The organism is Shewanella sp. BJSY2023SW007, from assembly GCF_047314525.1.
Taxonomy (GTDB): domain Bacteria; phylum Pseudomonadota; class Gammaproteobacteria; order Enterobacterales; family Shewanellaceae; genus Shewanella; species Shewanella chilikensis.
The window spans coordinates 1-13,337 of the sequence record NZ_JBKORL010000066.1; the positions used below are offsets into that span (position 1 = coordinate 1).

13 protein-coding genes are annotated in these 13,337 nt (G+C 54.7%); 1 reads left to right on the forward strand and 12 read right to left on the reverse strand.

Annotation, left to right across the window (positions count from 1 at the left end; all coding sequences use genetic code 11):
- Nucleotides 1–138 precede the first annotated feature (138 nt).
- From ACMHXE_RS09755 to glyA, 12 genes are all read right to left on the reverse strand, one after another.
- Complete coding sequence (locus ACMHXE_RS09755) at nucleotides 139–1,251, reverse strand: energy transducer TonB (RefSeq protein ID WP_051472571.1); 1,113 nt, start codon at nucleotides 1,249–1,251, stop codon at nucleotides 139–141.
- Between the two features lie 176 nt (nucleotides 1,252–1,427).
- Nucleotides 1,428–2,222 (reverse strand): slipin family protein, encoded by a 795-nt coding sequence (locus tag ACMHXE_RS09760; RefSeq protein ID WP_025009427.1) that lies wholly within the window; start codon nucleotides 2,220–2,222, stop codon nucleotides 1,428–1,430.
- A 1-nt stretch (nucleotide 2,223) separates the two neighbouring features.
- Nucleotides 2,224–3,669, reverse strand: coding sequence for an NfeD family protein (locus tag ACMHXE_RS09765; RefSeq protein WP_165564742.1), 1,446 nt, complete (start codon nucleotides 3,667–3,669; stop codon nucleotides 2,224–2,226).
- 284 nt (nucleotides 3,670–3,953) lie between these two features.
- On the reverse strand, nucleotides 3,954–4,448 hold the full coding sequence (locus tag ACMHXE_RS09770) for a phosphatidylglycerophosphatase A (RefSeq protein ID WP_234555907.1): 495 nt from the start codon (nucleotides 4,446–4,448) through the stop codon (nucleotides 3,954–3,956).
- Nucleotides 4,449–5,405, reverse strand: coding sequence for a thiamine-phosphate kinase (gene thiL / locus ACMHXE_RS09775; protein ID WP_165565993.1), 957 nt, complete (start codon nucleotides 5,403–5,405; stop codon nucleotides 4,449–4,451).
- Between the two features lie 88 nt (nucleotides 5,406–5,493).
- Nucleotides 5,494–5,901 carry a transcription antitermination factor NusB gene (gene nusB, locus ACMHXE_RS09780; RefSeq protein ID WP_101053583.1) on the reverse strand — a complete coding sequence of 136 codons (408 nt, stop codon included), beginning with the start codon at nucleotides 5,899–5,901 and terminating at the stop codon, nucleotides 5,494–5,496.
- 13 nt (nucleotides 5,902–5,914) lie between these two features.
- Nucleotides 5,915–6,391 carry a 6,7-dimethyl-8-ribityllumazine synthase gene (gene ribE, locus ACMHXE_RS09785; protein WP_025009431.1) on the reverse strand — a complete coding sequence of 159 codons (477 nt, stop codon included), beginning with the start codon at nucleotides 6,389–6,391 and terminating at the stop codon, nucleotides 5,915–5,917.
- 119 nt (nucleotides 6,392–6,510) lie between these two features.
- Nucleotides 6,511–7,617, reverse strand: coding sequence for a bifunctional 3,4-dihydroxy-2-butanone-4-phosphate synthase/GTP cyclohydrolase II (gene ribBA / locus ACMHXE_RS09790; RefSeq protein WP_028779054.1), 1,107 nt, complete (start codon nucleotides 7,615–7,617; stop codon nucleotides 6,511–6,513).
- An 81-nt stretch (nucleotides 7,618–7,698) separates the two neighbouring features.
- Nucleotides 7,699–8,355, reverse strand: coding sequence for a riboflavin synthase (locus ACMHXE_RS09795; RefSeq protein ID WP_101053581.1), 657 nt, complete (start codon nucleotides 8,353–8,355; stop codon nucleotides 7,699–7,701).
- Nucleotides 8,356–9,480: a bifunctional diaminohydroxyphosphoribosylaminopyrimidine deaminase/5-amino-6-(5-phosphoribosylamino)uracil reductase RibD gene (gene ribD, locus ACMHXE_RS09800; RefSeq protein ID WP_224867403.1), complete on the reverse strand. Its 1,125-nt coding sequence runs from the start codon at nucleotides 9,478–9,480 to the stop codon at nucleotides 8,356–8,358.
- Nucleotides 9,481–9,520: 40 nt separating this feature from the next.
- Nucleotides 9,521–9,973 carry a transcriptional regulator NrdR gene (gene nrdR, locus ACMHXE_RS09805; RefSeq protein WP_025009434.1) on the reverse strand — a complete coding sequence of 151 codons (453 nt, stop codon included), beginning with the start codon at nucleotides 9,971–9,973 and terminating at the stop codon, nucleotides 9,521–9,523.
- Between the two features lie 109 nt (nucleotides 9,974–10,082).
- A complete protein-coding gene (gene glyA, locus ACMHXE_RS09810; protein WP_208149145.1) occupies nucleotides 10,083–11,336 on the reverse strand; it encodes a serine hydroxymethyltransferase in 1,254 nt (417 codons plus the stop codon).
- A gap of 228 nt (nucleotides 11,337–11,564) precedes the next feature.
- Between glyA and ettA the strand changes: the two genes are divergently transcribed.
- Nucleotides 11,565–13,232 carry an energy-dependent translational throttle protein EttA gene (gene ettA / locus ACMHXE_RS09815; RefSeq protein WP_025887609.1) on the forward strand — a complete coding sequence of 556 codons (1,668 nt, stop codon included), beginning with the start codon at nucleotides 11,565–11,567 and terminating at the stop codon, nucleotides 13,230–13,232.
- The last annotated feature ends 105 nt before the right edge of the window (nucleotides 13,233–13,337 follow it).

Below are 13,337 nucleotides of genomic sequence, written 5' to 3' on the forward strand. Positions count from 1 at the left end.
AATAGACATAAAAAATCGGAAACCTACAAACAGGTTTCCGATTGTCTCTCATCAGAAGGATCGGTCAACCGATCCTTATCTGATCTACATTGCGGCAACTGCCGGCGTTTTTATTGGGCTACAATCAGCTCTGCAGCCTTAAAGCGTGAAGGAAATCTTTGACCACGTCTTGGCGCTAACGGGCTTACCATCGACAAACTTGGGTGCATAGCGCCACTTTGACACGGCTTTGACGGTTTCAGTTTCAAACTGCTTGCCCCCCTTGGAATCCAGCACTTCCACATGGCTGACAAAGCCCTGTTCGTTTACAGTCACTTCCACGTTGACCCAACCTTCTCGACTCATCCTGGCATACTGAATTGGATAACCGGGCACGGCACGAAACAAGGGCCGCTGCTCCTGATCCACACTCCAGGGGCGCATATTGCCTATCGCCTGACAGTGTTGAGTCGCTTTGTCTTCTTCTCCATTGCGGGAATAGAGTTCGACCAGATAGGCATGAGCCGACAGCGCGACAGGCGCATCAAAGGGTAATACCTTGAGCTGCTCTATCACTTCCAGCAACAGAGGTTCGGCCTTGGCGTACTTTTGCTCCGCCAGATAGATGGCGGCTACAGCTGTATCGGCATTGACCCTCTGCAATGAATCCTTTGGTGCAAGTTCGTGGTAAATCTTCTGGGCATCGAGGGCATAGGCCCGAGCCTCGCGGTCATAAACCTCAGTCACAACGAGATCGTTAAAAGCTTCGAGACGCACTGCGGCGGACAGCAGCCGGTCATTTTTGCCATCAGCCAAGGCTATGGCCTGCTGGTAAAGCTTAGCCGCCTCTTTGGGATTGCTGCTGTGCGCAAGCCCCATCATAGGGTCGAGCACTTCCAAAGCCTGTTCGCCATACAGCGCTTGATAGCTTTGCAACGCTTGCTGATATAAGACTTTGCTCCTTTGCTGATTGGCAATTCCCTGCTCATCCAACATCAGATTACGCGGCTGTTGCAGCGCCTTGGCCAGATTCATCGACAACGCCAAAGTCGTCCTATCGGTTGCACCCAATTTGGCTTTACCGTCGGCATAGGCCTGCTCGGCAGCACTAATTATCTGAGCCTTGTCACCCTTTTCCAACGCTTGTTGATAGGCCTGATAACTTTCATCTAACCCGGCTTGGGCAGTACCGAATATAAGAGGCAGGAGCAACAGCGACAGCTTGGATACTGAAACAGGGATAGATTTAGTAGATTGCGAGAAGTTGAACATGGCGCGTCTTCCTTAACACTGAGTTTCTAGCACTTTTATGGATAATCGGCGCTTGGTGACTTCAAGTCACTGACTCGGCGGGCCTACTGCCGAGCAAATCACAAAGGCCAATAACGGCTCAAAGTAACAATATATAAACCTATTGTAAATAGCTGGTATTTTAAACAGCTCTCGGGCTAGTTTTTTGATTTTTCGGTTAAATCTTTAAATGCACCATTTAATTTGCTCAGTAACTCAAGCGGCAGCGGAAACAGGATGGTCGAATTGTTTTCTGCCGCCACTTCCGTCAGGGTATGCAGATAGCGCAGCATGATGGCATTGGGTTCTTTCCCCAGCGTCTGCGCCGCTTCCACCAGTTTTTCCGAGGCTTCCATCTCCCCCAGAGCATGGATCACCTTGGCCCGCCGCTCCCGCTCGGCCTCGGCCTGACGGGCAATAGCGCGGATCATACTTTCATTGAGATCCACGTGCTTGATTTCCACATTGGCCACCTTGATGCCCCAGGCATCTGTGTGGGAGTCGAGGATCCTTTGAATGTCGGCATTGAGCATCTCTCTGTTGGCCAACATCTCGTCCAGCTCATGCTGACCGAGCACGGATCTCAGGGTGGTCTGTGCCAACTGACTGGTGGCGGCGAGGAAGTTCTCCACATTGATAATCGCCTTTTGCGGATCGACTACCCGAAAATAGAGCACGGCATTAACCCGCACCGAGACATTATCACGGCTGATCACATCCTGGGAGGGCACATCCATCACTATGGTTCGAAGATCCACCCGCACCATCTGCTGCACCACAGGGATCAGTATGATAAGCCCAGGCCCCTTGACCCGGTAAAAACGCCCGAGAAAGAAAATCACCCCACGTTCATACTCCCTGAGGATGCGGAACATGCTGATAAGCAAGGCTGCAAACAGCACCAATAACACCCCAAAGGAAATATTTAAACTACCGCTGATAGCTTCGCCCATGTCAGTCTCCTCTGCGTTGATTTTCAGTCGGCTCGATATCACCGCTTTTCACCTCGGCCAGCTTGAGTACCAGCCCCTTAAGGCCCAAAACCCGCACCCGTTGCCCTGGGCTCAAGGCCTGTTCGCTGTCACCTTGCCAATCTTCCCCCATAAAATGCACCCGGCCGCGCCCGGGAAAACCCTCTATCACTCTGGCATATTCTCCTACCATCCCCTCGGCGCCGGCCACTCCGGACAATTTGCGGGTCTTGAACACAAAGCTGATTAACAGCAGGAAAAACAGCAGGCTCACGACACTAACCAGAGCTATCACAGGCCAGGCGATACGAAAGGCTTCCACTTCACTGTCCACCAAAAATACCGACCCCAGCACGAAGGCTGCCAGGCCGCCGAATCCCAAAATCCCAAAGCTTGGCAACATGGCCTCGGCGAGCAGCAAAATAATTCCCAAGAGCAATAAACCGCCACCGGCATAGCTGATGGGGAGCAACTGGAAGGCATACAAGGCCAACAGCAGACAGATCCCCCCTATTACCCCGGGCAACATGGCGCCAGGACTGTAAAATTCCAGCAGCAAACCGTAGATCCCCAATAACATCAGGATGTAAGCGATATTAGGGTTGGTGAGCAGATTAATAAATCGGGCACGCCAATCCGGGCTGCGATCCAGCACTACGGCGTTTTCGGTATTGAGTATCCGAGCACCACCAGGCATGGCTACCGACTTGCCATCAAGTATGGCCAGGAGTTGCTGCGGCGTATCGGCGATATAGTCGATAACATTAGCCTCCAGCGCTTCCGAGGCCGTCAGGGTTGCCGCGTCACGTACCGCCTTCTCGGCCCACTCGACATTACGCTGACGCAGCTCCGCCAGTGCCCGAATATAAGCAATGGCATCATTAAGCTGCTTGCGCTCAAGTTTTTGACTGTTGCTGTCGCCCACTGGTTTTTCGGCTTCATTCTCTGACGGCTTGGGCTCCGGAGGTTCATTTCCCATGGGTCCCAGTTGCACAGGAGTCGCCGCCCCAAGACTGGTGGCACTCGCCATGGCGGCGATATGACAGGCATATAAGATGTAAGTCCCGGCGCTGGCTGCACGAGCTCCGGATGGATAGACTAGGCAGGCAACCGGCACCCTGGAACCGAGAATCGCTTGATTGATATCCCGTAGGCTGGATACCAGGCCTCCCGGGGTATCCAGAGTGATCAACACCAACTGACTGTCTGGGGTTGCAGCAGCACTCTCTATCCCCCGGATCAAATAGTCGCTGACCCCAGGGCCTATAGCCCCTTTGACACTGAGCAGGGTAATGGTCGGCGCTACGGCCGGTGAGTAAGATTCTGGCCGGACGTGGTCTGCACCTAAGCCAGGCAAGATCCACAACAGAGCCAAGAGTCCTACACAGCCGCAGCGCCGGAACAAGGCGTTGGCCAGCCAACCTATCATACTGCCCCCATGAGGGTTCCCTTAGCTTAAGGATAGTCGGCTTTGGGGATTAGGCATAAAGCACTCAAATAACGGGCTTAACCCAAGCCGGTAAATATGAGTAGAAGGGGATAACAGGGGGAAAGGCACCGAATCGATGGCGTCAGTTATTTTCTGGAGTAACGGGCTAGCTTGCTTCAAAGCTAGAGAGCAAGCGCTGGGAACCCACTCTCAAGGCTTATACATTTCGGCTCAAGGCTTATACATTTGGGCTCAAGGCTTATACATTTCGGCTCAAGGCTGTTTCAGCCTATCGCCCAGACAATCGCCTGCAGTGACAACATTGAGAAGATACCGGCCAGGATATCATCGGCCATGATGCCAAGGCCGCCATGCACCTTGGCATCCAGCACCCGAATGGGCCAGGGCTTGAAGATGTCGAAAATGCGGAACAACACAAAGCCCAGCAGCAACCAGAGCCCTCCGGCCGGTGCGGCAATCATGGTGATCAGTAACCCCGCCACTTCGTCCCAAACGATAGCGCCGTGGTCATGCACCCCCATATCTTTGGAAGTCTTGTCGCATAGATAGATGCCGCCGATACAGGCCAGCAGTGTCACGGCAAGATACACACCCAAACTAAACTGAGACAGCAATAGATACACTGGCACAGCTGCCAAGGTTCCAAAAGTCCCCGGCGCCTTGGCCGCGAGGCCGGAGCCAAAACCAAGTGCCAGAAAGTGCACCGGATTCTTGAGGCTGACCCTTGCGAGCGCCTCGTCATGAGCAAACCACTTCATTTAAAAATGCTCAAATCCTGTCTGTTGCGGCTCGAATACTTCACCATGATATTGCAGCCTGAGTTGATTGCCGGCGAGTATCTGGCCGACTTGATAAAACTTGACTCCGGCATGGCCCAAGGCGGTTTCCAGCGCGCCGCGCTGCGCTTCCGGCACAGTGAACAGCAGCTCATAGTCTTCGCCGCCACAGAGGGCATAGTCGAGTGCCGCATCCGCTGTGACTGTATCTTTCATCGCCTGGGACAGCGGCAGCTTATCCACTTCGATAACCGCACCGACGGCCGATGCCTTGAGGATATGCTTGATATCCGACAACAAGCCATCAGAGAGATCTATGGCGCTCGACGCCAAGCCTCTCAGCGACTGACCGGCCAGTACTCTGGGGCTGGGATGATAGTGACGGTTGACCAGGTATTCCTTGTGTTCCGCCCTCGCCTTCAATTCACCGCGGATGATATCCAGCCCAAGGGCAGAATCACCCAGGGAACCTGTGACATAAATCCAATCACCGGCGCGGGCGCCGCTACGAATGAGTGCTTTGCCTTCCGGCACCTGGCCATGAACCGTGATATTGATGGCCTTAGGACCGCGAGTGGTATCGCCTCCAACCAGAGAAATACCATAGTAATCAGCCGCTTCAAATAAACCTGCACTAAATTGCTCCAGCCAGGTTTCATCGACACTAGGCATGGTCAACGCCAAGGTCATCCATGCGGGCTCGGCCCCCATGGCGGCAAGATCGGACAGGTTGACCGCCAAGGCTTTGTAACCCAGCGCCTGAGCCGGCATATCCGGCAAAAAGTGGACATTTTCCACCAGGGTATCGCAGGAGATGGCAATGGATTTGTGTTCGGCGGGTTGCACCAGGGCACAATCATCACCTATGCCCAGGCGGACATCTTTGCGCGCTTGGCCGCGGCCGTGAAAATAGCGCTCGATAAGTTGAAATTCTTTCACTGTTGACTTGGCCACAGGTTCGCAGCCTCCCGGTTTTCCAATGAAAAAACGGTATCTGACGATACCGTTTGTCTAATTTCTTTCTGGTTCAGCGACGAGCTACCAGCTTGTCCAATATGCCATTGACAAACTTGTGGCTGTCCTCAGCGCCGAACGCCTTGGCCAACTCGATAGCCTCGTTGATCACCACTTTGTATGGCGTATCCTTGCGGAAAGTCAGCTCGTAAGCCGCCAAACGCAAAATGGCCTTCTCCACGGGATCCACCTCCTCTATGGGACGTTGATCCAGATGGGGGGCAATTAACTCGTCCAGTTGAGCCTTTTTGGTTGTCGCTCCGGTGAACAGTTCACGGAAGTAGGCGACATCCACGCCGTCTATGTTTTGCTCGGTCAGAAACTCGTGCTCCACATCGGCAATATTGTTCCCGCTCAGTTGCCATGAATAGATGGCTTGAACCGCTAAACGGCGGGCTCTGCGGCGCTCTGAAGGCTTCATGCTTTTTCCTGTATTACAGCTGTTGCTCAAGTTGTTGCAGCACGTTCACCATTTCCAGCAGACCCAGGGCAGCTTCGCCGCCTTTGTTGCCAGCCTTGGTGCCGGAACGCTCAATGGCCTGTTCGATAGTGTCTGTAGTCAATACCCCGAAAGATACCGGGATGTCGAATTCCAGACCCACTTGAGCCAGACCCTTGTTGCATTCACCTGCAACGAAATCAAAGTGTGGTGTACCACCACGGATCACTGCCCCCAGGGCGATGATACCGTCGAACTTGCCACTGGCGGCAACACGACGGGCGGCCAAAGGCAGCTCGAAAGCACCAGGTACGCGTACCACAGTGATGTTGTCTTCACTTACCTGACCGAAACGCTTAAGAGTGTCTACGGCACCCTCCAGCAGACTTTCAACCACAAAGCTGTTGAAACGGGATACAACGATCGCGACTTTGGCGTTTTTTGCTTCGATATTACCTTGAACTATGTTCATTATCTTACCTAACTTGGCTAAAGCACCCGGCCGGGGGCAAAAAGTGGCGCTATGATAGCACGCAATTTACCCCTCCGCCCTATGCAATTATTCGGAAATGGTTAATTAATTCTGTCGGCTCATTCGCCGGGAATATACTCAGTGACTTCCAGACCAAAGCCCCCCAAAGAGTGATAACGCTTGGGCGAGCTGAGCAGGCGCATTTTGTTGACACCAAGCGTCGCCAGAATCTGTGAGCCTACCCCAACCCTTTGGGAGGTTCCCTGCCATTTGGCGGTCACCGGCACTTCGCCCTTGTCTTCGGCTTCAAATGCCTTGACCTTGGCGATAATGCTCTCGTTAGGCTCCTGGTTACCCAGCAGCAACAGCACGCCACCATCGGCGGCAATCCTCGCCATGGCTTGCTCAAGCGGCCAGCTGCGCACTTCATCACGCTCAGAGAACAGCAGGTCATTAATGGTGTTTTGCAGGTGTACCCGCACCAGAATATTGTCGACAATCTCGCCCTTGACCATGGCAAAGTGCAGCTGATTGTCTATGGTGTCGCGGAAGGTGTGCAGCTCAAACTCGCCGAAACGGGTAGGCAGCTTGCACTTGGCCTCACGTACCACTGTGGTTTCTGTGTTATTACGGTAGTTGATCAGATCGGCAATGGTGCCCATCTTAACGCCGTGCTCCTTGGCGAACACTTCCAGATCCGGACGGCGCGCCATGGTGCCATCCTCATTGAGGATCTCCACGATCACAGCCGAAGGTTCCAAACCGGCCAAACGCGCCAGATCGCAACCGGCTTCGGTATGACCGGCGCGCACCAGCACCCCGCCATCCTGTGCCATCAAAGGGAAAATATGCCCGGGCTGAACTATGTCGGACGGCTTGGCATTTTTAGCCACAGCCGCCTGCACTGTCACGGCGCGGTCATGGGCGCTAATACCTGTGGTAACCCCTTCAGCGGCCTCAATGGAGACGGTGAAGTTGGTCGAAAACTGGGCGTTGTTATTGCTGACCATCAGCGGCAGATTCAGCTGCTGGCAGCGAGCCTTGGTCATGGTTTGGCAGATAAGACCACGGCCGAAGCGAGCCATGAAGTTGATCGCTTCCGGGGTAACTTTCTCCGCCGCCATGATGAGGTCGCCCTCATTTTCCCTGTCCTCATCGTCCATCAGGATAACCATTTTGCCCTGACGAATATCCTCGATGATCTCTTCGATACTGTGTAGCGCCATTGTAAGACCTTTATCTCTTGTTCTGTGTAATCAATGAATTCTAACCTGTTAGCGCGCGATAACCAGTGTGCTTGCGCACATCTAGCGCATGAAACCGGCCTTGGCGAGCATGGCAAGAGTCACGCCTTCGCTGGGCTGCCCTTCCTCTTCGTGCTGCATCAGACGTTCAAGATAGCGGGCTATCTGATCCACCTCCAGATTCACCTGAACTCCGGGACGTAGATCAAGCAAAGTAGTTTCGCTGGCGGTGTGCGGCACTATGGTGAGACGGAAATTGCGGCCATCCACTTCGTTGACCGTAAGGCTGACGCCATCGACGGTAATGGAGCCTTTATGGGCAATGTAACGGGCAAGCTCAGCAGGCGCCTCAAGCCAAAACTCCAGCGCCTTGCCCCTTGGGGTCACGCTGATGACCCGCGCCATACCATCCACATGGCCACTGACCAGATGCCCGCCCAAGCGGGTGTTTGGCGTGACCGCCTTTTCCAGGTTGACTTTGGTGCCGACACTGTAGCGGTCAAAGCCGGTGAGGCTAACGGTTTCAGCCGAAATATCGGCCACATAACCATCCGCCAGGCGTTCAACCACGGTCAGACACACGCCGTTGGTGGCAATGCTGTCACCCAATTGGACATCGCCAAGATCCAGCTTGCCGCTGGCCACAGTCAGACGAATATCATCACCACGGCGCTCCAGGGCTCGTATTGTACCGACAGCTTCAATTATTCCGGTAAACATTCAATCACCTATCTTGAGAGTAAGCCGGGTATCATTGCCAAGCTTACGTTGATCTGTTACCCGTATCGCCGGGGTATCGGCTATCTGCTGATAGTTTGGCAAGGCCAGCAGGTTTCGGCCAGCGGCGCCAAGCAGTTTCGGGGCTTGGTAGAGCAACAGCTCATCGGCCAACCCGGCACTAATAAAGGCGCCGCAAAGCGTTGCCCCGGCCTCGACCAACACCGCATTGCAGCTCTGGTTCAGGTGTTGCAGCAGCGCCGCGATATCGACTCTGTTGTCTTCACCGGCCAACACCAAAGTGGTGACATAAGGCGGCAAAGCGGCCAGGAACTCATCCTCATAGGGGCGGCAGCTGACCAAGAGCACTGGGCTGACAATCTTCAATAACCTGGCATCGAGCGGCATACGGCAGTTACTGTCGAGTATCACTCGCAGCGGTTGAATGAGTTCCTGCTCACTCAAGGTTTCACCCAGGCTGCCAAGCTCAGCGTGCCGGACATTCAAGGAAGGGTCATCGGCCAATACGGTTTCAATGCCGGTGAGCAGAGCGCAGCTGCGGGCCCTGAGCCTTTGCACGTCGCGGCGCGCCTCGGGGCCGGTTATCCACTTGGACTCGCCGTTGGCCAACGCCGTCTTGCCATCGAGACTCGCCGCCAGCTTGAGAGTGACCCAGGGGCGATTTCGCTCCATCCGCGATAAAAAGCCTGGATTCAACGCTCTGGCCTGCTCGGCCAAGAGACCGCTCTGCACCTGGATCCCGGCTGCCTGCAGCATGCCGATACCTCGGCCGGCCACCTGAGGGTTGGGATCTGTCATTGCCACCACCACCCGCTTGAGGCCATGTTTAATTAAGGCTTCGGCACAGGGCGGCGTGCGACCATAGTGACTGCAGGGTTCGAGGGTGACATAGGCAGTAGCGCCGCGGGCCTTGTCAGCGGCCATTTTCAGGGCATGTACTTCGGCATGGGGCTCACCGGCACGCTGATGCCAGCCTTCGCCGACAATCTTGCCATCGGCATCTATGATAACGCAGCCGACATTGGGGTTGGGACGGGTTGTATAACGGCCACGGCGAGCCAGCATTATGGCGCGGCTCATCATGGCGATATCAGTATTGGACCACATGGGGGTTTCCGTTACTTAACAGTTGGCTGTGACTGACAGCCTATTTTTTCTCCAGCTTGGCAATCGCTTCACCAAACTCTGACACATCTTCAAAGGCACGATACACGGAGGCAAAGCGAATATAGGCCACCTTATCCAGCTCGATAAGATGATCCATCATCAGGTTGCCGATCATTTCCGAAGTCACTTCCCGCTCGCCTGTGGCTCTGAGGGTGGACTTGATCTTGCTGATCGCCTCTTCAATCTTATCCATGGAAACCGGACGTTTCTCGGCGGCGCGCAGCATACCGCCGCGCAGCTTGTCCTCATCGAACGGTTGCCTGCTGCCATCGCGCTTGATCACTCTGGGCATGACGAGCTCGGCACCTTCAAAGGTGGTAAAGCGTTCATGACACAGAGTACATTCCCGGCGACGGCGCACCTGATGACCGTCTGCCACCAGCCTGGAATCTATCACCTTGGTATCCGTCGCACTGCAAAATGGACAATGCATTATGCCTCCTGGTGCTCAGTTGCCGGCAGCGGCTGCTGCTAAATGGCAGAAACAAAAATGGCCGCTGAATTCAGCGGCCATCGAAGTTTATCCTATTCCCTTGAAAAGGTTAACCGTAAACAGGGAAGCGAGCGCACAGTTCCAGCACCTGGCCCTTCACGCGCTCGATAACGGCGTCATCGTGAGCATTGTCGAGCACATCACAGATCCAGCCGGTCAGTTCACGGGCTTCAGCTTCCTTGAAACCGCGGCGAGTGATGGCCGGAGTACCGATACGCACCCCGGAGGTCACAAAGGGTGAGCGGGGGTCGTTAGGCACTGAGTTCTTGTTGACTGTGATGTTGGCACGGCCCAGAGCGGCGTCGGCTTCTTTACCGGTCAGCTCACGGCCAATCAGGTCCACCAGCATCAGATGGTTGCTGGTACCGCCGGAAACTATCTTGTAACCGCGCTCGAGGAACACCTCAACCATGGCCTTGGCGTTATTGACCACCTGCTGCTGATAGGTTTTGAATTCCGGCTCCAGTGCTTCTTTGAAGGCCACGGCTTTACCGGCGATAACGTGCATCAGAGGACCACCCTGACCGCCCGGGAATACCGCGGAATTCAGCTTCTTGTACAGATCTTCATCGTCAGCAGCCGACAGAATCACACCACCGCGGGGACCGGCCAGTGTCTTGTGAGTGGTCGAAGTCACCACGTGGGCGTGCGGCACAGGGTTAGGATAAACACCGGCAGCGATAAGACCGGCCACGTGTGCCATATCGACAAACAGGTAAGCGCCAATCTTGTCGGCGATTTCACGCAGCTTGGCCCAGTCAACTATGCCTGAGTAGGCCGAGAAGCCGCCGATGATCATCTTGGGCTTGTGTTCCAGCGCCAGCGCTTCGAGTTCGCTGTAGTCAATCTTGCCAGACTCATCGATACCGTAAGGGATGATGTTGTACAGCTTGCCGGAAAAGTTAACCGGAGAGCCGTGGGTCAGGTGACCACCGTGAGCCAGGTTCATCCCCAGTACGGTATCGCCGGGTTGCAGCAACGCCATATAAACCGCGCTGTTGGCCTGTGAACCTGAGTGTGGCTGAACGTTGGCGTAAGTAGCGCCAAACAGCTGCTTGGCACGCTCAATTGCCAGAGTCTCCACCACATCGACATACTCACAACCACCGTAGTAACGCTTGCCGGGATAACCTTCGGCATACTTGTTGGTCAGTTGTGAGCCCTGGGCTTCCATGACTCTGGGACTGGTGTAGTTTTCGGAGGCGATCAGCTCAATGTGCTCTTCCTGACGACGGGTTTCATCCTCAATCGCCTTGAACAGCTCAGGATCATAGTCGGCAATGTTCATACTTTTCTTCAGCATCTGTCACTCCAGCTGGCAAATCTTATTGGTAGGGTTGCGCGGTATTCTACTCTGAGTGTGACAAATATCCCAGTCGCAGGATGATGAAAATCCTTGTGTCAGCAGATGACTATGTTTCATTTGCTGAACAATGGTGCCGCTATCCGGCCGCATCTGGCAGGAGCCCTGGCAAATTGGTAAACTGCCGCCAGTTTAGGAAAACTCAGTTCAGGACAACAGAGAAACAATATGGCTCAGTTTGTATACAGCATGCTGAGGGTCGGCAAAATAGTGCCGCCCAAAAAGCAGATCCTCAAAGATATTTCATTGAGTTTCTTCCCCGGCGCCAAAATTGGTGTCCTGGGTCTCAACGGCTCGGGTAAATCCACCCTGTTGAAAATCATGGCAGGTCTGGACACCGAAATTGAAGGTGAAGCCCGTCCCATGCCGGGACTCAAGATAGGTTACCTGCCCCAGGAGCCCCAGCTTGATCCCAACAAGACAGTACGGGAAACCATAGAAGAAGCCGTCAGCGAAGCCAAAAACGCCCTCAAGCGTCTGGATGAAGTCTATGCGGCCTATGCCGAGCCGGATGCCGACTTCGACGCCCTGGCCAAGGAGCAAGGCGAGCTGGAAGCCATCATTCAAGCGCAGGATGCCCATAATCTGGACAACATTCTCGAGCGCGCCGCCAACGCCCTGCGTCTGCCGGAATGGGACGCCAAGGTGGAGGTGCTCTCCGGGGGTGAACGTCGCCGGGTGGCCATCTGTCGTCTGCTGCTGGAAAAGCCGGAGATGCTGCTGCTGGACGAACCGACCAACCACCTGGATGCCGAATCCGTTGCCTGGCTGGAGCACTTCCTGCAGGAATACTCAGGCACTGTAGTCGCCATTACCCACGACCGTTACTTCCTCGACAATGCCGCCGGCTGGATCCTGGAACTGGACCGGGGTGAAGGTATCCCATGGCAGGGCAACTACTCCTCCTGGCTGGAGCAGAAAGATGCCCGTCTGAAGCAGGAAGCCGCCAGCGAAAGCGCCCGCCAGAAGACGATCGCCAAGGAATTGGAGTGGGTGCGTCAGGGTGCCAAGGGACGTCAGTCCAAGGGCAAGGCCCGTATGGCCCGCTTCGAAGAGCTGAACAGCTCAGATTATCAGCGCCGCAACGAGACCAATGAGCTGTTTATTCCGCCCGGTCCTCGTCTGGGTGACAAGGTGATTGAGGTGCGTAATCTCACCAAGAGCTATGGTGACCGCATTCTGATAGACAACTTAAGCTTCAGTGTTCCCAAGGGCGCCATCGTCGGTATTATCGGTGCCAACGGTGCCGGTAAGTCGACCCTGTTCAGAATGCTCAGTGGCGCCGAACAACCGGACAGCGGTGAAATCGAGATAGGTGATACGGTACAAATCGCCTCTGTGGAACAGTTCCGTGACTCGATGAACGACAAGAACACGGTTTGGGAAGAGATTTCCGGCGGTCAGGACATAATGCGGATCAACAATCTGGAGATCCCGAGCCGCGCCTATGTCGGTCGCTTCAACTTCCGTGGTGGCGATCAGCAGAAGATCATCGGCTCACTTTCCGGTGGTGAACGTAACCGGGTGCATCTGGCCAAGCTGCTGCAAGCCGGCGGCAACGTGTTGCTGCTCGACGAACCGACCAACGATCTGGACGTGGAAACTCTGCGGGCACTGGAAGAAGCGCTGTTGGAATTCCCGGGCTGCGCCATGGTGATCTCGCACGACCGTTGGTTCCTCGACCGTATCTGTACTCACATCCTCGACTACCGTGACGAGGGTCAGGTTAACTTCTACGAAGGTAACTACACAGAATACTCGGCCTGGCTGAAAAACCAATTCGGTGCCGATGTGATTGAGCCGCACAGACTCAAGTACAAGCGGATGACCAAGTAGGGCCTCAAGGGCAATACCCACAGTCATACATAAAAAAACGGAGGTAGCTGCCTCCGTTTTTTATTCCCTGAACATCACGTCATTCAAATAGCATAGGCCAGAGGC